Origin of the sequence: Endozoicomonas montiporae CL-33 (assembly GCF_001583435.1) — a bacterium.
In the GTDB taxonomy this organism is placed as follows: Bacteria; Pseudomonadota; Gammaproteobacteria; order Pseudomonadales; family Endozoicomonadaceae; genus Endozoicomonas_A; species Endozoicomonas_A montiporae.
This window is the reverse complement of the sequence record NZ_CP013251.1, coordinates 1,819,617-1,842,900: the sequence shown is the minus strand read 5'-3', so window position 1 is coordinate 1,842,900 and position 23,284 is coordinate 1,819,617. Positions and strand designations below refer to the sequence as shown.

15 protein-coding genes, 2 rRNA genes and 1 pseudogene (1 of these 18 running past the window's edge) are annotated in these 23,284 nt (G+C 49.1%); 9 read left to right on the top strand and 9 right to left on the bottom strand.

Annotated features, from left to right (window positions below):
- The first annotated feature begins 14 nt into the window (after positions 1 to 14).
- From EZMO1_RS08280 to EZMO1_RS08265, 4 genes are all read left to right on the top strand, one after another.
- The gene (locus EZMO1_RS08280; protein ID WP_034874209.1) at positions 15 to 329 is read left to right on the top strand and encodes a hypothetical protein; all 315 of its coding nucleotides are present in this window, start codon (positions 15 to 17) and stop codon (positions 327 to 329) included.
- Positions 330 to 432: 103 nt separating this feature from the next.
- Positions 433 to 1,440, top strand: coding sequence for a PTS fructose transporter subunit IIC (locus tag EZMO1_RS08275; RefSeq protein WP_236631977.1), 1,008 nt, complete (start codon positions 433 to 435; stop codon positions 1,438 to 1,440).
- A gap of 46 nt (positions 1,441 to 1,486) precedes the next feature.
- Positions 1,487 to 2,050: a D-alanyl-D-alanine dipeptidase gene (gene ddpX / locus EZMO1_RS08270; protein WP_034874210.1), complete on the top strand. Its 564-nt coding sequence runs from the start codon at positions 1,487 to 1,489 to the stop codon at positions 2,048 to 2,050.
- Between the two features lie 231 nt (positions 2,051 to 2,281).
- Entirely contained in the window at positions 2,282 to 2,467 is a 186-nt protein-coding gene (locus tag EZMO1_RS08265; RefSeq protein WP_145912533.1) for a hypothetical protein, read from the top strand.
- Positions 2,468 to 2,491: 24 nt separating this feature from the next.
- Here EZMO1_RS08265 and EZMO1_RS08260 read toward each other — a convergent pair whose 3' ends face one another.
- The 7 genes from EZMO1_RS08260 to putP form a co-directional block, all read right to left on the bottom strand.
- Entirely contained in the window at positions 2,492 to 3,268 is a 777-nt protein-coding gene (locus EZMO1_RS08260) for an OmpA family protein (protein ID WP_082211815.1), read from the bottom strand.
- Positions 3,265 to 4,119, bottom strand: a complete 855-nt coding sequence (locus EZMO1_RS08255; protein ID WP_034874213.1) for a motility-associated protein — start codon at positions 4,117 to 4,119, stop codon at positions 3,265 to 3,267. The genes EZMO1_RS08260 and EZMO1_RS08255 overlap by 4 nt, the downstream gene beginning before the upstream one ends.
- Positions 4,120 to 4,227: 108 nt before the next feature.
- On the bottom strand, positions 4,228 to 6,888 hold the full coding sequence (locus tag EZMO1_RS08250; RefSeq protein WP_034874214.1) for a nitrate reductase: 2,661 nt from the start codon (positions 6,886 to 6,888) through the stop codon (positions 4,228 to 4,230).
- 32 nt (positions 6,889 to 6,920) lie between these two features.
- On the bottom strand, positions 6,921 to 8,150 hold the full coding sequence (locus EZMO1_RS08245; RefSeq protein ID WP_051789648.1) for an NAD(P)/FAD-dependent oxidoreductase: 1,230 nt from the start codon (positions 8,148 to 8,150) through the stop codon (positions 6,921 to 6,923).
- Between the two features lies 1 nt (position 8,151).
- The gene (nirD, locus tag EZMO1_RS08240) at positions 8,152 to 8,502 is read right to left on the bottom strand and encodes a nitrite reductase small subunit NirD (RefSeq protein ID WP_051789650.1); all 351 of its coding nucleotides are present in this window, start codon (positions 8,500 to 8,502) and stop codon (positions 8,152 to 8,154) included.
- A gap of 27 nt (positions 8,503 to 8,529) precedes the next feature.
- Complete coding sequence (nirB, locus tag EZMO1_RS08235) at positions 8,530 to 11,067, bottom strand: nitrite reductase large subunit NirB (RefSeq protein ID WP_034875381.1); 2,538 nt, start codon at positions 11,065 to 11,067, stop codon at positions 8,530 to 8,532.
- Between the two features lie 201 nt (positions 11,068 to 11,268).
- On the bottom strand, positions 11,269 to 12,795 hold the full coding sequence (putP, locus tag EZMO1_RS08230) for a sodium/proline symporter PutP (RefSeq protein WP_034874216.1): 1,527 nt from the start codon (positions 12,793 to 12,795) through the stop codon (positions 11,269 to 11,271).
- A 366-nt stretch (positions 12,796 to 13,161) separates the two neighbouring features.
- Between putP and hutI the strand changes: the two genes are divergently transcribed.
- The 5 genes and pseudogenes from hutI to EZMO1_RS08205 all read left to right on the top strand — a co-directional run bounded on the left by hutI (position 13,162) and on the right by EZMO1_RS08205 (position 21,571).
- Entirely contained in the window at positions 13,162 to 14,436 is a 1,275-nt protein-coding gene (gene hutI / locus EZMO1_RS08225; RefSeq protein WP_236631978.1) for an imidazolonepropionase, read from the top strand.
- Positions 14,426 to 15,436 (top strand): annotated as a pseudogene (gene hutG / locus EZMO1_RS08220) (formimidoylglutamase). Before hutI ends, hutG begins: the two are co-directional and overlap by 11 nt.
- The gene (hutU, locus tag EZMO1_RS08215) at positions 15,433 to 17,118 is read left to right on the top strand and encodes a urocanate hydratase (protein WP_034874217.1); all 1,686 of its coding nucleotides are present in this window, start codon (positions 15,433 to 15,435) and stop codon (positions 17,116 to 17,118) included. The pseudogene hutG and the gene hutU overlap by 4 nt, the downstream one beginning before the upstream one ends.
- Positions 17,111 to 18,646 (top strand): histidine ammonia-lyase, encoded by a 1,536-nt coding sequence (hutH, locus tag EZMO1_RS08210; protein WP_413783207.1) that lies wholly within the window; start codon positions 17,111 to 17,113, stop codon positions 18,644 to 18,646. Before hutU ends, hutH begins: the two co-directional genes overlap by 8 nt.
- A 78-nt stretch (positions 18,647 to 18,724) precedes the next feature.
- Positions 18,725 to 21,571, top strand: coding sequence for a hypothetical protein (locus EZMO1_RS08205; protein WP_034874219.1), 2,847 nt, complete (start codon positions 18,725 to 18,727; stop codon positions 21,569 to 21,571).
- A gap of 67 nt (positions 21,572 to 21,638) precedes the next feature.
- Here EZMO1_RS08205 and rrf read toward each other — a convergent pair.
- Together rrf and EZMO1_RS08195 are read right to left on the bottom strand one after the other, a co-directional pair.
- Positions 21,639 to 21,754, bottom strand: a 5S ribosomal RNA gene (gene rrf, locus EZMO1_RS08200).
- 178 nt (positions 21,755 to 21,932) lie between these two features.
- Positions 21,933 to 23,284, bottom strand: a 23S ribosomal RNA gene (locus tag EZMO1_RS08195) (it continues 1,594 nt past the right edge of the window).

Genomic DNA, 23,284 nt, shown 5'->3' with positions numbered 1-23,284 from the left:
GCAGCTCAGTAATCATGCGTATTTTATCCAAGTACAATGTTCGATTCTGCAGTCTGGTGCTTAATGCCTTTTTACTTGTCCTTGGCGGCTGCGCCACCGACTTCTCAGATCTTGATGAACCAGAAGCAAAGAAAGAAAAGTGTCCTGAGAACTGGTGCAAAGAACAGACACTGGATGATGCCATCACCATCGAGCAAAAAAGGAACGAAAACAAACGGCTGAAAAGCAAGCGCAGCGATGGCAAACCTGTACCGGGCATCTATCATCCTCTCACCCACTGGCCAGTTCATCGAACTGAATCTGAAAAGAGGCGAACTGGCTGGCATTGAGATGAATTAGCTAATGAAATTATCAGGATCAGCAAACGCTTTACCAAACTTCAGACAAGAACTTTTCAGTCTGAAACAGCATCTTCTCACCGGTACCAGCCATATGATTCCTTTTATAGTGGCTGGCGGAGTACTGCTATCTCTCGCCGTCATGCTAAATGGAGAAGCTGCCCGTCCTGAGTCAGGCTTTCTAAAGGACCTGTGGAATATGGGGGCAGCTGGTTTCACCCTGTTTATTCCGGTATTGGGGGGCTATATTGCCTGGTCAATTGCAAGCCGACCAGGACTCGCACCCGGCATGATCGGCGCCTGGTTGGCCGAAAGCTACGGTGGTGGTTTTCTGGGTGCAATTATTGTCGGCTTTATCGCAGGCTACCTGGTCAACCTGCTTAAGCGGATTCCATTACCGGGCGCCATGAAACCCATGGGCGCTATTTTCATCTATCCTCTGCTCGGAACCTTTCTTACCTCGGGTATTGTTATCTGGTTTATCGGATACCCCATTGCTCACCTGATGACCTCCCTCAATGAATGGTTATACAGCTTACAGGGCGCATCAAAAATAGTGCTGGGCGCAACGCTGGGCGCAATGACCGCATTTGACATGGGTGGACCGGTGAACAAAGTCGCTACTTTGTTTGCACAAACCCAGGTTAAAGACCACCCTTACCTGATGGGCGGAGTCGGTGTCGCGATTTGCACACCGCCGCTGGGGATGTGGCTAGCCACTATTCTGTCACCACAAAAATATTCCGGAGAAGAACGTCAGGCTGGTAAAGCAGCGCTGATGATGGGAATGATTGGTATCTCCGAAGGGGCGATACCCTTTGCAGTAGCCGACCCTTTCAGGGTATTACCTGCCATTGTTCTTGGGGGCGTAACCGGCAACATCATTGCGTTCAGTGCTGGTGTATTAAACAACGCCCCCTGGGGTGGCTGGATTGTTCTACCCGTGGTGGAAGGTCGTTTCTGGTATGTTTTTGCCACACTGATGGGCATGCTGGTCACTGCGTTCGCTGCGAATCTGCTTAAACCGGTAAAAACATCCTCAGTCCCCCGTCAGCCGTCAGATATCATTGTCGATGCCGATGTCAATGCCGATAAAGGTTAAGATATATGACTGACCAGATAGCCAATCCGGACAATGATAACTACCCATGAAAACCAATCAGCTCGTAGCCATCACTCCTGAGAGTCACGACCTTAAACTGTCGCTGGCGTATGCCACCAAAGACAACTTTACCGGCAGAGCCATTTACCAGAAGCCGCTCTGTTATCTACACCGGGACGCTGTCAAAGGTCTGGAAAAAGCCATCGAGCTACTGTCACCTCTGGGACTGAAACTGAAAATCTGGGATGCCTTTCGCCCGCAGGAGGCGCAGCAATTACTGTTTGACCATACTCCCGACCCTCTGTATGTCTCAGACCCTGAAAGTGGCACTTGCCCACATTGCAGAGGCATTGCTGTGGACCTGACCATTACAGACAGTTTTGGTCAGGAGCTTGAAATGGGCACTGATTTTGACGACTTCCGACCTCTGGCTCATCACGGAAATGATCAGGTATCTGAAAAAGCTCAGTATAACCGCCTGCTACTGGCAGGGGTTATGAGCCTTTCAGGATTTAACCCTATACAGAGTGAATGGTGGCATTATCAACTGCCTGATGCCATGGATTATCCACTGTATACAGAAGCAGAACTGCAGACCGGAATGGTGTAACTATCCCGGTCACATCTTCTCAACGCCCTTTGAACGGCTATTGTCATAAAGCATTCATACCCATGCCATAAACTTCCCCTAACTCATCATTTGATGTGTATAGAACCTCCTTCGTATAAAGCGAAGAGGTAATTTTTTGATCAGTATTCAGTCAATTCTGGTGTAGCCGCTTTAATTATGTTGTACTGGAATCAGTTCAGGATGAGCACACTGCGGGCAAAAGGACAGCTTATGGAATCGAGCCAGCACAAAGAAAGGGCTGGGAGAGAGGGGTTCAAAGGAGGCGCTCTTGTCCTGCCGGATGGAACCGAACGCCCTTTGACTGAAGACATGATTCAGGCTGCGTTATCAAAACTGGCCAATGATCACTTCTACCCAGATCTGTCCAAACCTCCTTCAAAAACCAAACCTGACTAAGCCGGAATACGGCTGACTTTACGCTTAAAGGGTAACAGGCATCTCTTCATATTTATGCAGAACCAGCAGTTCTACACGCCGGTTAACAGCGGCCCTGGCGTTATCTTCATCAAGCAGCTGGCTGTCAGCCATGCCGGAAACTGCCACAAAACGACTATTATTCATTCCCAGATAGTTCAGCACTTCCCTGACATTGTTCGCCCTTGCATACGACAGAGTCCAGTTATTACGGTAACTGTCACTGGAGAACGGAGTGGAGTCTGTATGACCGATAATTCGGATATCGTGTCCAGACTTTTCCAACAACGGACCCAACTCAAACAGAATGTCCTCAAAAAAATACGTCAGCTCATACTCACCCAGTTTGAACATAGGCTGATCATCGGTTTCCACCAGCTGAATCAGTAACCCATCTTCTACCTCTTCCATACGCAGGTTGTCCTGATACTGTTTTATTTTCAGGAGCTCAACCACATAGGGATTACTGAACTGACTTTCTTCAAGCAGCAGGTTGCCTTCTGCACTGTCATCATACTCATCCATCTCAAGATGCGGAGGCTTCCATTCACCCAGAGTTTCATTGACCGACATTTTAAAATCAATCACCGAGTGACCAGTGGTAAAGCTGCTGATTGAACCGGGGCCCGAGAAATAGCCCGATAAACCTTCTCTCTGCTCGGCGTCGGTAATAGACACTATCCACAACACCATAAACAGCGTCATCATGGACATACAGAAGTCGGCCATTGCCCCCTTCCATGTGCCCATTTGTTCTTCCTGACTCCCTCTAAGCCGACTCATGCTGCCACTCTCTGCAACTTGCGCTCCAACTCAACAAAACTGGGTTGAACACCGGAGTACAGCACCCTGCGACCGGCATCCACTGCCACCAGAGAATGACGACCGCCACAGTTAGCCACCAGAGAAGCTTTAACACTCTCGAACAGCATGATTTCATCTCTTATCGCATGCGTCACGAGGTTCATCATGGGGGTCAGAATGCCATAGCCCGACAACATCCCCAGCATAGTGCCGACCATGGAGCCAGCAACCGCCATACCCAGAACGTCAATGGGTCCGGAAACCGAACTCATGGCAATAATAACGCCCAGTACCGAAGCCACAATGCCAAAGCCCGGAGCACTGTCAACCGCACGGCGTAACGCCTGAACACTTTGCATCTGTTCCGCTTCAAAAGCAGCCAGTTCAGCCTCCAGCAACGCTTCCAGCTCAGGGGCGCTGTTCTGGCCAAGGATGGTAATACGCAGGTTGTCACAAATGTAGGTCACCAGTCGCTTACTGGAAAGAAAGCCTGATTCCTGAAACAGGTTACTGTTTTCCGGTTCCTCAATATGTTCCTCCAATGCCTGACGACCTTTCCGACGATCGGTCTGAAACAGGTCATACAACAACTGCAGCAAGCGTTCATAATCTTCCTGATTGCGGCGTTTACCCATAATCGCCTGTGACAGATACTTCCAGGTGATATTCAATACATCACTGGGGGTAGAAGAAAAAAATGAGCCTGCGGTGCCACCCACCACAATCAAGATAAAAGCCGGTTGCCAGAGCGCACTCATTGAACCGTCGCCCAGATAATACCCGCCTATCACACTGACTATTGTCAGCAAAAAGCCTACCAGCTTCAGCATTTTTAACTCCCGGCAAAATACTGTTATTCTAACTTATTGGAAAACGGAAGAATTTAATAAAATTTAAGCGACATAACAAAAATACTTACGTCGTCTATCGATCGGTTTCTACGAAGAAGAGGTGTGAACGCTCTTAATAAGGCGTCTTATTTCCGGTATGCAGGAGCCACAGTTAGTGCCCGCTTTCAGTGTCTGGCCTACCTGTGCCGGGTCAGTTATTCCATCTGCAGCAATCGCCCGACAAATCAAGCGCTCTCCTACCCCAAAACAGGCGCAGACAGTTTGACCCTCCCCTTCTCCCTGAGGGGCATTACCAGCCAGCAACTGCCAGCGATCGGTTACCGACCACTCACTTCTGGCAAAGGCGCTCTGTAGCCAGCTACGGTCACACTGTACAGGTTGGCAATCGGTTATCAGAATACCCTGCAACTTATTCTGCTTAAACAACACATGACGGGTACAACCGGACACCGGATCGAGATAACGGATACGATCACCTGACATATTCAGGCTTTCAGTCAGATCCTGATCATCAGACAGTTCATAACGAAACCCGTGTTGCATACGAACCTCTGTGCCATAAGTGAATGCTTGCATATCCAGTTTTTCCCGGGTCAGAAAAACGCCATGCCAGTTAAAATCAAAAGCTTCCAACCTGACCGGAGTGTGTTTACAATCTGGCTGCCTGGAAACAGGATCAGTCAACGGGTTAACCAGCGAACCAATGGCGCCAGAACGGCTGTTCGTCCTGCTCCAGTGCATTGGCGCAAATACCGTCCCCTGTTTACAGGAATCCGTGACCGTCACTTTCAGCACAGCATTGCCGAATGCCGAGGATACACGACAGTATGATTGGTCCTTAATCATCAAACGGCTTGCATCATCAGGATGCACTTCAATAAATGGCTCATCAATATGCTGACTTAAGCGGGCTGACAAAGCGGTTCTGGTCATGGTATGCCACTGATCCCTGATACGCCCGGTGTTTAACAACAAGGGGTAATCTTCATCAGGCTGATTTCTCTGCCAGCTGAAGCATGTGGGCACAAAGCGGGCTTTACGGTCTTCCGTAAAAAAGCCTCCACCAGCAAATAATCGTTTACTCCCGACTGCTGTATAGTGCCCTCTGCCTGAAACCGGCCACTGTAACGGTTGTAGCTGGTCATAGTCATTTTCTGTCAGCCTTGACAGTGCGCTGATATCAAAATCCCGTCGTTTACCTGAATCGCTGTTTTCAAAACCGGACAACGCAGCATGTTCACAAAAAATCTGACTTGCCTGCTGATAATTAAATGCCTCTGAAAAACCTAGACAGGTCGCCACCTGACTGACAATCCACCAGTCCGGCCTGGCATCACCCGACAAGGGAAACAGGGCTTTCTGTCTGGAAATTCGTCGTTCCGAGTTGGTCACGGTACCGTCCTTTTCACTCCAGCCCGCTGCGGGCAAAAGGATGTCGGCATAAGCCGATGTGTCGGTTGTTTTAATGCAGTCAGAAACAACCACTGTCGGACATTTAGCCAGTGCTGCCCGACACTGGTCGGCATCGGGCATACTGACCAATGGGTTGGTTCCCATGATCCAGATGAATTTGATTTTGCCTTTTTCGACAGCCTGAAACATATCGACTGCCGTTTTACCCGGCTTATCAGCCATAGCGGGGGCTTGCCAGAAACGGCGAACACGGTCGATATCCGCTGGATCGGAGAAATCCATATGAGCTGCCAGCTGACTGGCCAGACCACCTACCTCTCGCCCACCCATCGCATTGGGCTGACCTGTCAACGACAGTGGTCCACTGCCCGGTTTACCAATGCGTCCCGTTAACAGATGGCAGTTGATAATGGCATTGACTTTATCGGTTCCTGCAACAGACTGATTAACGCCCTGAGACCAGGCCGTTACCGTTTTATCCAGACTGGCAAACCACCGATAAAAGGCTTCCACACTCTGGCAGTCAAGGTCACAAATCTCCGCTACCTTCTGTATTGAGCCAGCGCTTTCCTCAGCCGCTTTCAACGCACCTTGTAACCCTGTCGTATGCTGTTCGACATAGTGGCCGTCTACCACACCCCTCTCTGATAAATGCATTAACAGACCAGCAAACAGCGCAACATCGGTTCCGGGTCTGAGGGGTAAGTGGAGATCAGCAATATCGCAGGTATCCGTTTTTCTCGGATCAATCACGACAACCTTCATTTCCGGTCTTTGCTGCTTTGCGGCCCGAATACGCTGAAACAGCACCGGATGACACCAGGCCGTATTGGAACCCACCAGCACCAACAAATCACACTGTTCCAAATCTTCGTAACAGTTAGGCAACGTGTCCGAACCAAATGCACGCTTATGTCCGGCTACCGTCGAGGCCATGCACAGGCGGGAGTTCGTATCGATATTGGCACTGCCAATGAACCCTTTCATCAGCTTGTTAGCCACATAATAATCTTCTGTCATTAGTTGACCTGAGCCGTATAAAGCAACAGCATCAGGACCATACTGTGCAACAGTATCGCGCAAACGACTGGCAACACTCTCCAGGGCGCGATCCCAATGAACCACTTCACCATCAACCTCTGGCGTTAATAAACGGTTTTCCAGTGAAACCGTTTCTCCCAACGCACTTCCTTTTGAGCACAGTCGGCCAAAGTTGGCGGGATGGTCTTCATTTCCCTGAATATTAACGAGATGAAGTGTCTGGTCACTGACTTCTGCTTTGATGCCACAACCTACCCCGCAGTAGGCACAGGTTGTATGTACTGTCTTAGCCATTAAGATGTTCTGTTTGTATTCCTGGTTATTGCTTAAGCGGCAGGCAGGAAGTGTTGTCCAAAAATCAGCTGCTGCCTGAATGAAGAAATATCGTCAGACTGAAGCATCAGGTTCTGGTACCACTGGCCACCGCTGACATCTCCATACAGCAGCACGCCTTTTATGCGATTATTATGAATGACGATTTTCCGGTAAACGCCGTATTGTCGGGCATCCACCAGCAATTCCTCATCGCCTTCACCGGCAATGAATTCGCCACAGGAAAAGAGATCAATACCATCAACTTTTAAACGAGTGGGAATCGGAACCGGCACAAACCCTTTCGAGCCCCTGCCCAATAGCTGTTCACTCACCACCTGAGCCTGTTCATAGACCGGAGCTACCAACCCAAACAGAGAGTCCCGCAGCTGAACGCACTCACCAAAAGCAAAAATATCCGGGTCTGAAGTTTGCATGTTCTCATTGACCATGACACCCCTGTCACACTCCAGACCGGCTGACTGCATAAGGCTGCCCTCAGGCCGCACACCTGCTGCAACAACAACCAGAGAAGCGTCCAAATACTCCTGTTGACTCTGGTCGTTTATAATTTCTACCTGCTGCACCCATCCCTTTTGATTACCCAGGTACTGTTGCAAACGGGCACCACAGCGAAATGCAATTCCCCGGGTTTCCAGTTCAGACCGAAGCATTTCACCGGCAGTACCATCCAGCTGTCGCCCAAGCAGTGTTGGATTAGTGTCCACTACAGTCACACTCATACCACGCTTTACCAGTCCGCTGGCACATTCCAGCCCCAACAGCCCGCCCCCTATAACGACTGCTTTTGCATTCTCCTTCCGGGCAGACTCCAGCATTAAATCAACATCACCTGATTGACGAAAAAACATCACTCCCTGCAAATTTGCACCACCAACCGGAATGGAGACGGGTCGGGAACCTGTTGCCAGAATGAGTTTGTCATAAGGGTAAAATTCCCCATCAACGGTTTTAACCTGTTTCAGAGTTCTGTCGATGCCAGTGACTTTGTGACACTTATTCGATAGCAGCCGAATACCGTGCTCCTGATACCAATGTCTGGCTTTTAGCTCAATCGATTCCCTGTCGATACTGCCCGCCAGTAATTTAGACAACAGAATACGGTTATAGCCGGGGCTGGACTCCTCAGACAGCACAACAATATCGTGCTGGTGATGACCCTCTGCCAGATGTTCCAGCATCCGGACAGACCCCATACCATTGCCAACAACAACCAACTTCATATCAGGCTACCTGATCGATATTGGAGGCAGGTAACATCACCATTACGCAGTCATCCACCACCTCGACAGGATAAGAGGTCAGACAAACGCTTTCATCTTCCAGACAGATGCCGGTTTCCAGATCAAAGTGCTGTTTATAAACAGGCGACGCCACCACAATATGCCCCTGTAAGTCACCGGTAATACCCCGGGATATCACATTACTGCCACTAAAGGGATCATGGTTACTGACCCCGAAAATGCGCTCATTCACCCGAAACAGGGCCACCTGACAGCCGCCTACCAGTGCACACACACCCATTCCGTCTTTAATGTCATGAACTGAACAGACCGTTTTCCAGGAATGACTCATGGTTATCTCCTTATGTTTAAACGCCAGTCAGCCAACTTGCTTCAGCTGTATTTTTTCAACCTCTGTCGCAGGCCGAATCTGTTCCCGTTCCCTGACAAAGATGACATTGCTGTCAGACTGATCACTGTTGACAAAATGGCTGAAGCGCTTGAGTTTTTCAGGATTATCCAGCGTCGTCTTCCATTCACACTGATAAGTCTCAATCAGGTGTGCCATCTCATTTTCCAATTCCTGCGCAATGCCCAGACTGTCATCAATAATGACCTCCCTGAGATAATCCAGACCGCCTTCAAGGTTATCCAGCCACACCGAGGTTCTCTGTAATCGTTCAGCGGTTCGGATATAAAACATCAGGAATCGATCGATGTACTGTATCAGGGTATGGTCGTCCAGACCGGTAGCGAACAAGTCGGCATGCCTGGGCTTCATACCACCATTGCCGCCCACATAAAGATTCCAGCCCTGCTCTGTTGCAATCACCCCGACGTCTTTACTCTGGGCTTCGGCACACTCACGGGTGCAACCGGACACAGCCATTTTCATTTTATGGGGAGAGCGAACACCTCGATAACGGTTTTCAACATGAATCGCCATACCAACACTGTCCTGCACACCATAACGGCACCAGGTGCTGCCGACACAGGACTTCACCGTTCGCAGGGACTTGCCATAAGCATGACCTGTTTCAAATCCGGCATCGACCAGACGCTTCCAGATAGCAGGCAGCTGATGCACCTGAGCACCGAACAGGTCTATGCGTTGTCCGCCCGTTATCTTGGTATACAGATTAAAGTCACGACCAACCTCACCAATCACCAACAGTTTTTCCGGTGTTATCTCGCCACCGGGAATTCTGGGGACAACAGAATACGTGCCATCTTTTTGCATATTGCCGAGGAAATAGTCGTTGGTATCCTGTAGCGGTGCATGCTCGTCGTGAAGAATATAATCGTTCCAGCAGGAAGCCAGAATCGATCCTACAGTGGGCTTACAGATATCACAGCCAAGCCCTGAGCCGTGTTTTTCAATCACTTCTGCAAAGGTTTTTAACTGCCCCACCCGAACCAGATGGTAGAGTTCCTGCCGGGAATAGGGAAAATGCTCACACAGGTCTTTCTTTACTTCGATGCCTAGTTGCAGCAACTCATGATCAAGCACCTGTTTCACCAACTGCGCACACCCTCCACAGCCAGTACCCGCTGACGTTTCCGCTTTTAGCGCAGACAGACCCTGACAACCCGCTGCCACTGCCCCTACCAGATCGCCTTTACTGACATTAAAACAGGAACAGATCTGCGCCGTATCTGGCAACGCTGCTACCCCGACACCGGCTGATGACTGGCCGTCAACCGGTGGAAGAATAAGTTCTGCCGGATTCGCCGGAGGACGAATGTCGTTTAACACCATTTGCAGAAGCGTACCGTACTCTTCTGCATCGCCAACCAGTACAGCGCCCAGCACCTTCTTCTTATTACCTGAAACCACCAGCTTTTTATAAACTTCTTTTTCTTCATCAATAAACTGATAACTCAGTGCACCCTGAGTTCGGGCATGAGCATCACCAATACTGGCAACATCAACCCCCATCAACTTCAGTTTGGTGCTCATATCAGCCCCTTTAAACAGAGACTCACCGGTATTCAACAGCTGATCTACCACCACCTGCCCCATCTGATAGCCCGGTGCAACCAAACCAAAAATGCGATTTTCCCAGAGTGCACACTCACCAATGGCGAAAATAGTCTGATCGGATGTACGGCATTCGTTGTCAATAACAATGCCTCCCCTTTCACCCAAAGCAAGATCACACTGACGGGCCAGCTCATCTCTCGGCCGAATACCCGCAGAAAACAGAATCATATCGGTTTCAAGGGATTCACCATCGGCAAACTGCATCTGATGGACTGACTGTTCACCCGCAGTAATCTGCTGAGTGTTTTTACCGGTGTGGACAGTCACTCCCAGAGTTTCAATCTTGTGCTGAAGCATGGCCCCACCACCTTCATCAACCTGAACCGCCATCAGTCTGGGAGCAAATTCAACAACGTGTGTATCAAGACCAAGGTCTTTTAATGCTTTGGCAGCTTCCAGTCCCAGCAGGCCACCTCCTACCACGACACCGGTTTTGCAGGAAGCTGCCGCCGACTGGATCGCTTCAAGATCTTCAATGGTTCGATAAACAAAGCAGTTAGGCCGGTCATTGCCGGTGACAGGGGGCACAAAAGGATAAGAACCCGTTGCCAGAACCAGATGATCATAGGACTGTTCGAGACCACCACTGGTAATCACCTTGCCAGCCGTTCGATCAATCACTTCAACCCGGTCATTCAAAACCAGTGTCAGTCCGGGTTGTTGATAGAACCCTTCCGGCACCACAGACAACTCTTCAGCTGACCGACCGGAAAAGTACTCGGATAAATGTACCCTGTCGTAAGCTGGCCTGGGCTCTTCACCAAACACCAGCACGTCAAACTGGTTCAGGCCACCGGCTTCAACCAGTTGTTCGAGAAAGCGATGACCGACCATACCATTGCCGACAACCACCAGCGTTTTCTTAATACCCATTACCCAGGTTTCCCACATCTTTTTGTTTACAGTAAACAAGCAAGGCCTGTGCCAATTTTTTTCGAGAAGCTTTAAAAGGGTTTTAAATAAGAAAGGTGAAGGAAGAAGATGCTGTGCATCGGAAGCGATGCACAAAAAAAGGGCAGACTGACGCTGAAAGGCACTAAATTATTACCTGCCGGTCAGCCTCCCTGCCGTCTTTCAAGACACGGAAGGTTCTTCATCATCATAATGTGAAAGTTGTTCAACCCTGCCACTGACTTTATCAAACAGCTTTTCCATGGTGTCTGAAGGTTTTCTGCCTAGATAGCTGAACACCAGCACAGCGAGGGTGGCAGCAATGACGCCCGGAATGATTTCATACAGGTCGTACCAGCCGCCCTGCTGCTGTTTCCACCAGACAACGGTCAGTCCTCCGGCAACAATACCGGCCATTGCCCCCATGGCATTCATCCGTCGCCAATACAACGAAAGCACCAGAACCGGACCAAAGGCTGCACCAAAGCCCGCCCAGGCATAGGACACCATGCCCAGTACAGAACGTTCAGGATTTAATGCCAGCCAGGTTGCGATGATGGCAATCCCCACAACGGCGATCCGCCCTACCAGCAACACTTCTTCCTGCGGGGCGTGGCGCCGGAAAATATCCTGATAAAAGTCTTCAGCAAATGCTGTTGAGCACACCAGAAGCTGCGAATCAGCCGTACTCATAATCGCCGCCAGAATAGCGGCCAGCAAGATACCGGCAATCACCGGATGGAACAGTGTATTCACCATCAACATAAAAATGGCTTCCGGGTCATCCAGGCGAAGTCCAACCCGATCGGTATACACAGCGCCGGCCAAACCGACCAGCAGAGCACTGAGCATACAAATGCCAGTCCAGCTCACCGCAATTCTGCGAGCCAGAACCAATTGCCCTTCGGACTTGACCGCCTTAAAGCGAGCCATGATATGGGGCTGACCAAAATACCCCAACCCCCAGCCTAACAAAGACAACAACATGATTAATGACAAGGCTTCCCCTTCAACGGTCGTCAACATATTTAACAGCTCGGGATTAATGCGGTGCAATTCCTGAAAAACCGTTTCTGAACCGCCGCTGGCTTCCAGTGCAGCCACCGGCACAACCAGCAAAGCAGCAGACATCAGCAATCCCTGAATCAAATCAGTCCAGCACACAGCCAGAAAACCACCAAACAGTGTGTAGGAAATGACGCTGACCATACCAATCACCACAGCCCAGTGGTAATCAATACCAAAGACCGATTCGAATAACTTGCCACCGGCGACCAGACCCGAGCTGGTATAAAAAAGGAAGAAGATCAAAATAAACATGGCCGAAACGGGCTGTAGAAGCCCTTTTTTATCTTCAAAGCGATTGGCAAGAAATTCAGGCAGGGTTAATGAATCATCAGCAAGGGCACTGTAGGTGCGCAGACGCCTCGACACAATCAGCCAGTTCAACCAGGTGCCTGCCAGCAGACCGGCCGCCAGCCAGAAAGCTTCAAGACCGGCTGCAAAGGCATAACCGGGCAGACCCAGCAATAACCAGCCACTCATATCAGATGCACCGGCACTGAGCGCTGCAGACCAGGGGCCAAGAGACCGTCCACCAAGAAAATAATCGGAAGAACTCAGGGTTCGGCGCCACGCATACAAACCAACTAGCAGCATAAGCCCGAAATAAACCAGAAACGTTAACAGGATGAGAGAATCATCAGTCATAGTCGTTACCATTTTGTGTGATCAGAACGACTGCTTATCTATAAAACATTAGCCCACTTCTCAGTGTTTCGTCATATTTATTAAGTTTTTAATAACTATATGAATTAAAAGACAGTATTAGTTCATTACTTTCGACCACAACCTCTCAAAATAACCTGCCATTTTGCCTCTATCCCGAGTCAGCAACCACACAATTGAGCACTCGCTTTTATTCCAGTGTTTCACTACGAAAGAGCTATCCTTATTGTCCAGCGCCAAAGTAGTACTTGTCAGCTGGTGTGAAACTCTTTATATCTTTTAAGACAGGGTTAAGAAACGCGACTGCAGCGACCGAATACCAACCGGTACTGCTAACGGATTCACTTTATGCCTGAGCATCAGAGTCTTATGCCCAATTCCCAGGCCATCAGCCTGAAAGACTGTAACCGGGTATGGATTAACGTCAACCTTGCCACGTTTGATCCATCCCTTCCGGACGCCTACGGTATTCATACAATGTGCGCCCTTGGTATTCTGGACGGGCGCATTGCCTGCATTCAGCCAATGTCGTCTGTTACCGCTACGTCCCTGCCATTCGACGTCATTGACGGGCACAATGGCTGGCTGACTCCCGGACTGATCGACTGCCATACCCATTTGGTATTCGCCGGCAACCGGGCTAACGAGTTTGAACAGCGACAACAGGGCAAATCCTATCAGGAAATTGCCCGACAGGGAGGCGGTATATTGTCCACCGTCAGGGCTACACGGGTTCGCTCTAAAGAACAACTGATAAAATCTTCTCTCCCAAGACTTCAGGCACTGGTCAGCGAAGGTGTGACCACCATCGAAATCAAGTCCGGCTATGGACTCAACCTTCCTGATGAAATAAAAATGCTGGAAGTGGCCCGGGAGCTCGGCAAACGAGTGCCCGTCAGGGTCAAAACAACCCTGCTGGCTGCCCATGCCCTTCCCCCTGAGTTCGCAGGAAGACCCAATGACTACATTGATCTGGTGTGCAAAGAAATCATTCCCGCTGTCGCAGAACAGGGGTTGGCGGACGCCGTTGATGTGTTCAGCGAAACCATTGGTTTTGATCTGGAACAGAGCGAACGGGTGTTTCGGGCGGCATTGGCTCACAACCTGCCAATAAAAGGTCATACCGAGCAACTGTCGCTGACACGTTCCAGTTCTCTTGCGGCCTCCCTTGGCGCACTGTCATGCGATCATCTGGAATATCTGGATGAAGCAGGTGCCATTAACATGGCCGAGTCCGGCACTGTCGCCGTACTATTGCCCGGAGCATTCTATTACCTCAGGGGAAATAAAAAGCCGCCCATTGAGCTGTTACGTCGCTTCAAAGTACCTATGGCAGTCGCCAGCGATGTTAACCCGGGCAGTTCGCCCATGGCTTCCATTCGCCTGATGATGAACATGAGTTGCATTCTGTTTCAACTCAGTGCAGCCGAAGCTGTCGCCGGAGCGACCAGAGAAGCGGCAAAGGCATTGGGCATGATCGAAGACATTGGAACCATTGAAGTCGGCAAAATAGCCGACCTGTGTTTATGGGATACCATGCACCCTAATGAATTGCCTTATGAACTGGGCCAGTCACCACTATTACAGCGAATCATAGGCGGAGAAATCGTTTATGAGCGCTGAGCCAGACAGCCTTCAGCAGACGACTGATAATTATCTGGAAACAGCCCCTGACATGACACTCTGGCAGGGAAGGACGGATCAGGAAGCCGTTCCTGAGTGGGCAGAACGCTGGCACCAGAATGTAACACCTTATTCAGAATCTACATCCTTACCCGGTGTCACACTGGCAGGCTTCGCATCCGATGAAGGGGTTCGCCGGAACCATGGGCGTCCCGGTGCAGCCAAAGGGCCGGATATCCTTCGTAAAGCGCTCGCCAGTCAGCCATGGAATCGCCAAGCCCCTGTGTACGACAGCAACACTATAGTTTGCCGCAATGAGCAACTGGAAGCTGCACAACAAGCTTACGCCCAACACATCACTACATTACTGAATAACCAGCAATTACCTATTGGCCTTGGCGGTGGTCATGAAATAGCCTGAGGCAGTTATCAGGGCCTTATCCAACACCTGAACACTACACAGTTACCGAGTGTTGGTATTATCAATTTTGATGCGCACTTTGATTTACGGCAACCCGACGAGACAGGCAACAGCTCAGGCACTCCGTTCTGGCAAATCGCCGAATATTCCAGACAACACAGCCTGCCTTTTCACTATCTGTGCCTGGGTGTCAGCCAGAACAGCAACACCCGTATGTTGTTTGAAAGCGCCAGAGAACTGGGCGTCCATTTCCAATACGATCGGGATATGACCATTGACCGACTGGCTGATCTCACGTCACAACTGTCAAACTTCATTGATAACGTCAGTCATGTTTATCTCACCATCGATCTGGATGCTTTTCCGGCTGCACTGGCCCCCGGGGTCAGTGCGCCAGCCAGCAGAGGCGTACCTTTGGACGTTGCAGAGCCGCTACTGGAACAGATTCGGGAATCTGAAAAACTGCGCCTGATCGACATCGCCGAATTCAACCCGACCTATGATATCGACCATCGAACCGCCAGACTGGCTGCTCGCCTGATTCACTTACTGACGCTTCAGGAACCGATGACTCAATGACCACTAAAAACAAATCGTTAAACGAATCGCTACGATCCATCTCTGCTCCCACCGGTTCACAACTGACTGCCAAAAGCTGGCTGACTGAAGCCCCGTTACGAATGCTGATGAATAACCTTGATCCGGCAGTGGCAGAAAAACCTGACGAACTGGTCGTCTATGGCGGGATAGGCCGGGCAGCCAGAAACTGGCAATGCTTTGACAAAATTGTTGAAGTTCTCAAGCGACTAAACGATGACGAAACTCTTCTGGTACAGTCCGGCAAACCCGTTGGCGTCTTTCCCACGCATACTGATGCGCCCAGAATACTCATTGCCAACTCTAATCTGGTGCCTCACTGGGCCAACTGGCAACACTTTAACCAGCTAGACCAGCTGGGTTTGATGATGTACGGGCAAATGACGGCAGGCTCGTGGATTTATATAGGCTCTCAAGGCATTGTCCAGGGAACGTATGAAACCTTTGCAGCCATTGCTGACCAGCACTTTGCAAGCAACGCAGCTGGAAAATGGATTCTGACAGCAGGTCTGGGAGGAATGGGCGGTGCACAACCTCTGGCGGCCACCATGGCAGGGTTTTCCATGCTGGCCATTGAGTGTAATGAAAGCCGGATTGATAAACGACTGGAGACCGGTTATCTGGATTGGAAAACCAGCAACCTCGATGAAGCACTTAGTTGGATTCTTGAGGCTTGCAAACAAAATGAGCCTCTTTCTGTCGGCCTGCTGGGCAATGCCGCTGATATTCTGCCAGAACTGCTGTCCAGACAAATCCTGCCCGACGTGGTCACCGATCAGACCAGCGCCCACGACCCATTAAATGGCTATCTGCCCTCCGGCTGGAACCTGAAAGAAGCCGGTCAGGCAAGGCTGAATGACCCCGAACGTCTGCTGACTGCAGTCACGTCATCAATATCTACACACGTCCAGGCTATGCTGACTTTCCAGAAGCGAGGGTCGGTGGTCGTTGATTACGGCAACAATATCCGTCAGGTTGCTCTGGAAGACGGCGTTAAAAACGCCTTCGACTTTCCCGGTTTTGTGCCTGCCTATATACGACCATTATTCTGCGTTGGAAAAGGCCCTTTTCGCTGGGTAGCACTCAGTGGTGACCCTGAAGATATTTATAAAACCGATGCCAAAGTCAAAGAATTAATACCTGACGACCAGCATCTGCACCACTGGCTGGATATGGCAAAAAAGAAAATCCATTTTCAGGGACTGCCGGCCAGAATCTGTTGGGCGGGACTTTCCGACAGAGCACGCCTGGGACTTGCCTTTAATGCCATGGTCAGATCCGGCGAGCTGTCGGCACCCGTTGTGATTGGCAGGGACCATCTGGATTCCGGCTCGGTTGCTTCACCTAATCGTGAAACAGAATCCATGCTGGACGGTTCTGATGCGGTTTCAGACTGGCCGCTACTCAACGCCCTGCTCAATACCGCCGGAGGCGCTACCTGGGTTAGTCTGCACCACGGCGGAGGTGTTGGTATGGGCTTTAGTCAGCATGCGGGGGTTGTCATTGTTTGCGATGGAACCGAAGCGGCTGACCGTCGTATTGCCCGGGTTCTGAACAATGATCCTGCGACAGGTGTCATGCGTCATGCAGATGCCGGTTATCAGGAGGCGATAGATTGCGCCCGTCAGTCTCACCTTGACCTGCCCATGCTGGAGGATCAGTAATTTGCCGCAGTCGATCACCCTGACTCCCGGTACGCTAAGCATTGAAACCCTCCGCACGGTTTATGAACAACCCGTCACAATAAAACTGCCTCCCGACTGCCATCAGGCTATAAACAACAGTGTTCAAGTAGTGGCAGATGTCATTGCCAGCAATGAAACGGTTTATGGCATCAATACCGGTTTTGGTTTATTAGCCAATACCCGTATCCCACACGACCAACTCGAAATACTCCAGAACCGACTGGTCTTATCTCATGCAGCAGGTACCGGCGAACTACTGGACGAAAAGCTTGTTCGCCTTATTATGGTACTGAAACTGAACAGCCTTGCCCGGGGCTATTCCGGTATACGTCTGGAAGTGCTCGAAATAATGGCTGCTTTGATCAACCATGGCATTCACCCCTGCATACCTTCACAAGGATCAGTGGGTGCATCGGGCGACCTTGCTCCTTTAGCGCATATGAGTATGGCTCTGCTGGGTGAAGGAAATGTGCATCATCTGGGCGTAACAAAACCTGCCAGAGATGCACTGACCAGTGTCAGCCTTTCTCCGGTCAAACTGGCACCTAAAGAAGGACTGGCACTTCTCAATGGTACTCAGGTTTCTACCGCATTGGCACTTCAGGCACTCTTTGAAGCAGAAGACCTGTTCAAAGCAGCCCTGTTAACAGGCAGCCTAAGCCTTGAAGCAACTCTGGGCAGTCGCAAGCCCTTTGATAGCCGTATTCATGCGGTTCGTGGTCAGCAGGGACAAATCGATACCGCAGAGATTTATCGATACATTCTTGAACCGGAAACTGAAATATCACGCTCTCACCAACCTTGTAGCAAGGTACAGGACCCTTATTCACTGCGCTGCCAACCCCAGGTGATGGGCGCCTGTCTGACTCAACTGCGCCACTGCTGTAACATACTTCTTACCGAAGCCAATGCCGTTTCTGACAACCCGCTGGTTCTTTATGAACAGGGCGATATTCTTTCCGGCGGAAATTTTCATGCCGAGCCTGTCGCCATGGCTGCAGATAATATGGCTCTGGCTATTGCAGAAATTGGTGCTCTTTCAGAACGACGGATGGCTTTATTGATGGACAGTCAATTATCCGGCTTACCTGCATTCCTTGTTAAAAATGGCGGTATTAATTCCGGCTTTATGATTGCCCAGGTGACCGCTGCTGCCCTTGCCAGTGAAAACAAGATGTTGGCGCACCCGGCCTGTGTTGACAGCCTTCCCACCTCGGCCAATCAGGAAGACCATGTATCCATGGCCACCCACGCTGCCAGACGCCTTCAGGCGATGAACAATAACACCAGAGGAATCGTTGCTATCGAGTTATTGGCAGGTTGTCAGGGCATTGATTTTCGAAAGCCTCTCAAAACCTCGAACATTCTGGAACAAGCCTATAAAGCAGTTCGTAGAGTAGTAGCGTTCTATGATAAAGACCGATTCTTTGCGCCCGATATTGAAACAGCCCAGCAATTATTAATTTCAGACCCTCTGATTACCTTAATTCCAAAAGAATTGTTATAGAATTCTTGACTACCTCATTCCATAACTAAGCTATGTTTTATTAGAAAGGACTATTATCCAAAGAATGGAGAGCTCTCTATGGGACAAGGTATTTCAGCCGGAGCAACCGGATTTGAGCACTTTTATCCAGGTATGGATAAAGTTCATTCCACTAAAGGCAATCCAGAATCAGAAAAGTTTCATACCATTGATAGAAAGGGTGAGTTTAATACCAGAGCCGTCACCAAGTCCGATAGTGCTTATAAAAAACTACCTGATAATCGCGACACCCAACTAAAGAAAGTCCAGGATCAAACGCAAAAGTCAGTTTATGATCGCCGGATTGAAATTATTCAACAACACGGTAACTTTCAGAAAACAACACAACAGCTCAATACCAATACCAGAACAGGCAGAAATGGCACTCTTCCGATTCTTGATGATAAAGGGCTTCAAGAGGATATTGCAGGCATAAAAAGCATTGCTAAGGATAAGCTTGCCGGCAAAGCAATAGGCAATGAGAAGGATAATAAAGTTGTTGTCAGTGAGGAAGGTTTAAAGGCACGTGCTCAAAAAGATCTTACTATCTTTTTTACTGGATCCATCAAAGAGGCCAATCAACCTCAAACTCTTCAAACACTGAATCATTTCATTGCAACTGAAGCCGAAAGTGACAGTATAACACCAAAACAGCACCAAGAATTAAAATCTATTTTAAAAAAACAGTGCCAACGAATAACTAAAGCATTACCAAAAACGTTAAAGTCATTTGATATAACTCGTGGTTCAAAGGCTGACTTTCATCAGGCAGAAATGACCAAACTCCAATACCTCCATGATCTTCAATCCATGCTTGGAACTGTTGCGCCAAGAGTGTTAAAAGATAACGAGAGTGACATTCGACAAGAAGCAGTCAGCGCCTTTATAACCGGGAAAAACCATCTTGAACCTTCCTCTAAAAGCTTTCGTGAAACTCATGACATGCTGGAAGGTATAGAGTCAGATAAACAGGAGTTGCTCTTACCCATACTCTCTTCGACAACTAAAGAAAAAAAATTTGCTGGAATTATTGAGGGCGTCAACTCAAATATTTCACTTACTGTTAGCGTAATGGAAAGACAACTCTCTGAAAATGAAACCAGAATTAATGCTCTCCAAAGTGCAACGAATTTACTGACAGAACATCAAAGAGAACTTGGGCAACTTACTAGACAGTTAAAAGGTGCCGTCCGGAATATTGAATCCAGAGAATCAAACTATCAGATGATGAGAGCTAATGCCGGCTCTTCTAAAATCAAACGCTTCTTTAATATTTCTTACCAATTTGCTCGCCGTCACAACAGAAAGGAAAAAGCATTATATGAAACCCACAAGACTGAATTACAACAAACCATTAAAGATAAGCAAGAGCAAATTCAGTCAAGCAAAAGAGAGTACACCTACCAGAGAATGGAACTCGGAAAAGTTCGAAAACAATTTTCTGATAGTATGGAAGTTGCACCCAATAGTGCTGTAGACCCCCGATCAGTTGTCGGTAATTCCGGTTTCGATGCCATATTAGTGGATTTGGAAAAACAAGGTATTATAGAAGAGTCCGATGTGTCGTCTGCTCACCAAATTTTTTCACAGCTCTCTGACAACGCTATTTCTGACCAGGCTGTCGAACAAATGGCTCAAAAATATAGACAGCTGGTTGAAGAAAGAGGATATGACAGCTATCAAGCTCTCTGGGCCATCAGTAGTGGCTACAGCAGCTCATCCAGAAATTTAGATTCAGACTTTGATCAGGAAATTGAATTTCTGGAAAGCCACGCCAACCTGACCCCTGCTCGTAAAGCTACCCCTAAAGCTCAGGAAGTCAGGCAACCTGCTCCATTACATATGGAAGTTGCCTCACGCTTGGCAGAAGCCTCTTCTCAAAATGTAGGTTGGTCACAAACTGGAGTAATACAAGATATTGAGCGGGCTGTTAATAAAAACCCTCACCTACAAAATGAAATAGGCCAAATTTGCGACTTTTTTCTTGACGGAGTAAACGGTAGCAGTAAAGCTTTTGAAAATTACCCACAGGGCTTCAATAAGTTATTCGTCGAACATTATTATAAAGCTCTTGATATTGGCATTAAGGCACTGGAAGGAAACGCATCTGTCGATGATGCAATATCACAAATGGCAGATCATCTGAAGCAGCGCGAAGCTGAATTAGACGGTACTACGGATGTCATGCCTATTGATAATCAAGCGCGACTTGAACGCGCTGCCAGACTGGCAGAAATCAATCCTGATCATGTAACCACATATTCAAACATGGATATTGCCCGTTTTATCGAAGATTCTATTGAGCTATACCCTCATCTTGAAGCAGATATTAATCAGGCATTTGATAATTATCTGGATTATCTTAAAGCTGACCAACCACTCATTGAACAGGACAGTGACAGCTTTAACAGTCTGTTCACTAATTACTACTCAGCATTGGGTGTGTCAATAGAGGAACTTAAAAATGGCTCTTCAAGCGAAGTCGCTCAATCTCAAATGATGCACTACATGGATCGACCTCTGCCTCCACCTCCTCCGTTAGAACCTGCATCAACTGAGCCGCAAGTTGCTAGTATTCCGAGGCAGCCAACGAGTAATAGCTCTACTGTGCAAATGGCTACTTCTGATACACCTCCAACACAATCATTGGTGAAGCCAAGTGCAGACGCTCTACAAGCCGAAATAAATAAGAGAAACGCACGTAGGCAATCAAGCTCAAGTTCTACAGCTGGATCAGCAGAAAGTGTACAAGAACAAGAGCTAAAGCAACCTTCAAGAAGGACATCGTTTGAAGATCAGGCTAACAGACCTGGTAGCCCTATGGAGAAAATGATAAAAACCGCACAAGACAATGCCCCTGAAAACACCAATGGTGCTGATGAAACAGGTGAGTGGGAAGATAATTAGGTAGTTTTATTTTCCGCACACAGCAAAAACCCTGACAGATTTCTCTATCAGGGTTTTCTAATTTAGTGCCTGGCGATGACCTACTCTCACATGGGGAATCCCCACACTACCATCGGCGATGCATCGTTTCACTTCCGAGTTCGGGATGGGATCGGGTGGTTCCAACGCTCTATGGTCACCAGGCAAATTCTTTTGAATCAGAAGCTTTCGCTTCTCATTCCTGGAATCCTGTTTCTTAACGACCTCCAAGGATGGAGGAAGTACTGAAAAACGTCTGGAACGTTTTCAGTATTAAGCTTGTTCTTGCTCTACACTCTCTAGCGTATGGCTTTGCTTATTCAGCAAATCGCTTTGGCGTTATATGGTCAAGCCTCTCGAGTCATTAGTACTGGTTAGCTCAACGCCTCACAACGCTTACACACCCAGCCTATCAACGTCGTAGTCTTCAACGTCTCTTATGTGACCTCTAGGGCCAAGGGAAGTCTCATCTTGAAGGGGGCTTCCCGCTTAGATGCTTTCAGCGGTTATCCCGTCCGAACTTAGCTACCGGGCAATGCGTCTGGCGACACAACCCGAACACCAGTGGTTCGTCCACTCCGGTCCTCTCGTACTAGGAGCAGCTCTCCTCAAACTTCCAACGTCCACGGCAGATAGGGACCGAACTGTCTCACGACGTTCTAAACCCAGCTCGCGTACCACTTTAAATGGCGAACAGCCATACCCTTGGGACCGGCTTCAGCCCCAGGATGTGATGAGCCGACATCGAGGTGCCAAACACCGCCGTCGATGTGAACTCTTGGGCGGTATCAGCCTGTTATCCCCGGAGTACCTTTTATCCGTTGAGCGATGGCCCTTCCATTCAGAACCACCGGATCACTAAGACCTACTTTCGTACCTGCTCGACATGTACGTCTCGCAGTCAAGCTGGCTTGTGCCTTTACACTAACCGCACGATGTCCGACCGTGCTTAGCCAACCTTCGTGCTCCTCCGTTACTCTTTGGGAGGAGACCGCCCCAGTCAAACTACCCACCACACAATGTCCCCGATCCCGATAAGGGACCCGGGTTAGAACCTCAATATTGCCAGGGTGGTATTTCAAGGTTGGCTCCATGCAGACTGGCGTCCACACTTCAAAGCCTCCCACCTATCCTACACAAGCAACATCAAGATCCACTGTGAAGCTGTAGTAAAGGTTCACGGGGTCTTTCCGTCTAGCCGCGGATACACTGCATCTTAACAGCGATTTCAATTTCACTGAGTCTTGGGTGGAGACAGCGTGGCCATCGTTACGCCATTCGTGCAGGTCGGAACTTACCCGACAAGGAATTTCGCTACCTTAGGACCGTTATAGTTACGGCCGCCGTTTACCGGGGCTTCGATCAAGAGCTTCGATTCTCTTAAAAGAGAGTCTAACCCCATCAATTAACCTTCCGGCACCGGGCAGGCGTCACACCGTATACGTCCACTTACGTGTTAGCACAGTGCTGTGTTTTTAATAAACAGTCGCAGCCACCTGGTATCTTCGACCAGCCAGAGCTTACGGAGCAAGTCCTTCACCCTAGCCGGCGCACCTTCTCCCGAAGTTACGGTGCCATTTTGCCTAGTTCCTTCACCCAAGTTCTCTCAAGCGCCTTGGTATTCTCTACCTGACCACCTGTGTCGGTTTGGGGTACGGTCCCTTTTGACCTGAAGCTTAGAAGTTTTTCCTGGAA

Coding starts and splice junctions, on each gene's coding strand:
- nirB (WP_034875381.1), bottom strand. CDS start 11,067: ATGGGTATTAAGAAAACGCTGGTGGTTGTCGGCAATGGTATGGTCGGT.
- hutI (WP_236631978.1), top strand. CDS start 13,162: ATGCCTGAGCATCAGAGTCTTATGCCCAATTCCCAGGCCATCAGCCTG.
- nirD (WP_051789650.1), bottom strand. CDS start 8,502: ATGAGTCATTCCTGGAAAACGGTCTGTTCAGTTCATGACATTAAAGAC.
- ddpX (WP_034874210.1), top strand. CDS start 1,487: ATGAAAACCAATCAGCTCGTAGCCATCACTCCTGAGAGTCACGACCTT.
- EZMO1_RS08265 (WP_145912533.1), top strand. CDS start 2,282: ATGGAATCGAGCCAGCACAAAGAAAGGGCTGGGAGAGAGGGGTTCAAA.
- EZMO1_RS08260 (WP_082211815.1), bottom strand. CDS start 3,268: ATGAGTCGGCTTAGAGGGAGTCAGGAAGAACAAATGGGCACATGGAAG.
- EZMO1_RS08280 (WP_034874209.1), top strand. CDS start 15: ATGCGTATTTTATCCAAGTACAATGTTCGATTCTGCAGTCTGGTGCTT.
- EZMO1_RS08250 (WP_034874214.1), bottom strand. CDS start 6,888: ATGGCTAAGACAGTACATACAACCTGTGCCTACTGCGGGGTAGGTTGT.
- EZMO1_RS08205 (WP_034874219.1), top strand. CDS start 18,725: ATGGGACAAGGTATTTCAGCCGGAGCAACCGGATTTGAGCACTTTTAT.
- EZMO1_RS08245 (WP_051789648.1), bottom strand. CDS start 8,150: ATGAAGTTGGTTGTTGTTGGCAATGGTATGGGGTCTGTCCGGATGCTG.
- EZMO1_RS08255 (WP_034874213.1), bottom strand. CDS start 4,119: ATGCTGAAGCTGGTAGGCTTTTTGCTGACAATAGTCAGTGTGATAGGC.
- EZMO1_RS08275 (WP_236631977.1), top strand. CDS start 433: ATGATTCCTTTTATAGTGGCTGGCGGAGTACTGCTATCTCTCGCCGTC.
- hutU (WP_034874217.1), top strand. CDS start 15,433: ATGACCACTAAAAACAAATCGTTAAACGAATCGCTACGATCCATCTCT.
- putP (WP_034874216.1), bottom strand. CDS start 12,795: ATGACTGATGATTCTCTCATCCTGTTAACGTTTCTGGTTTATTTCGGG.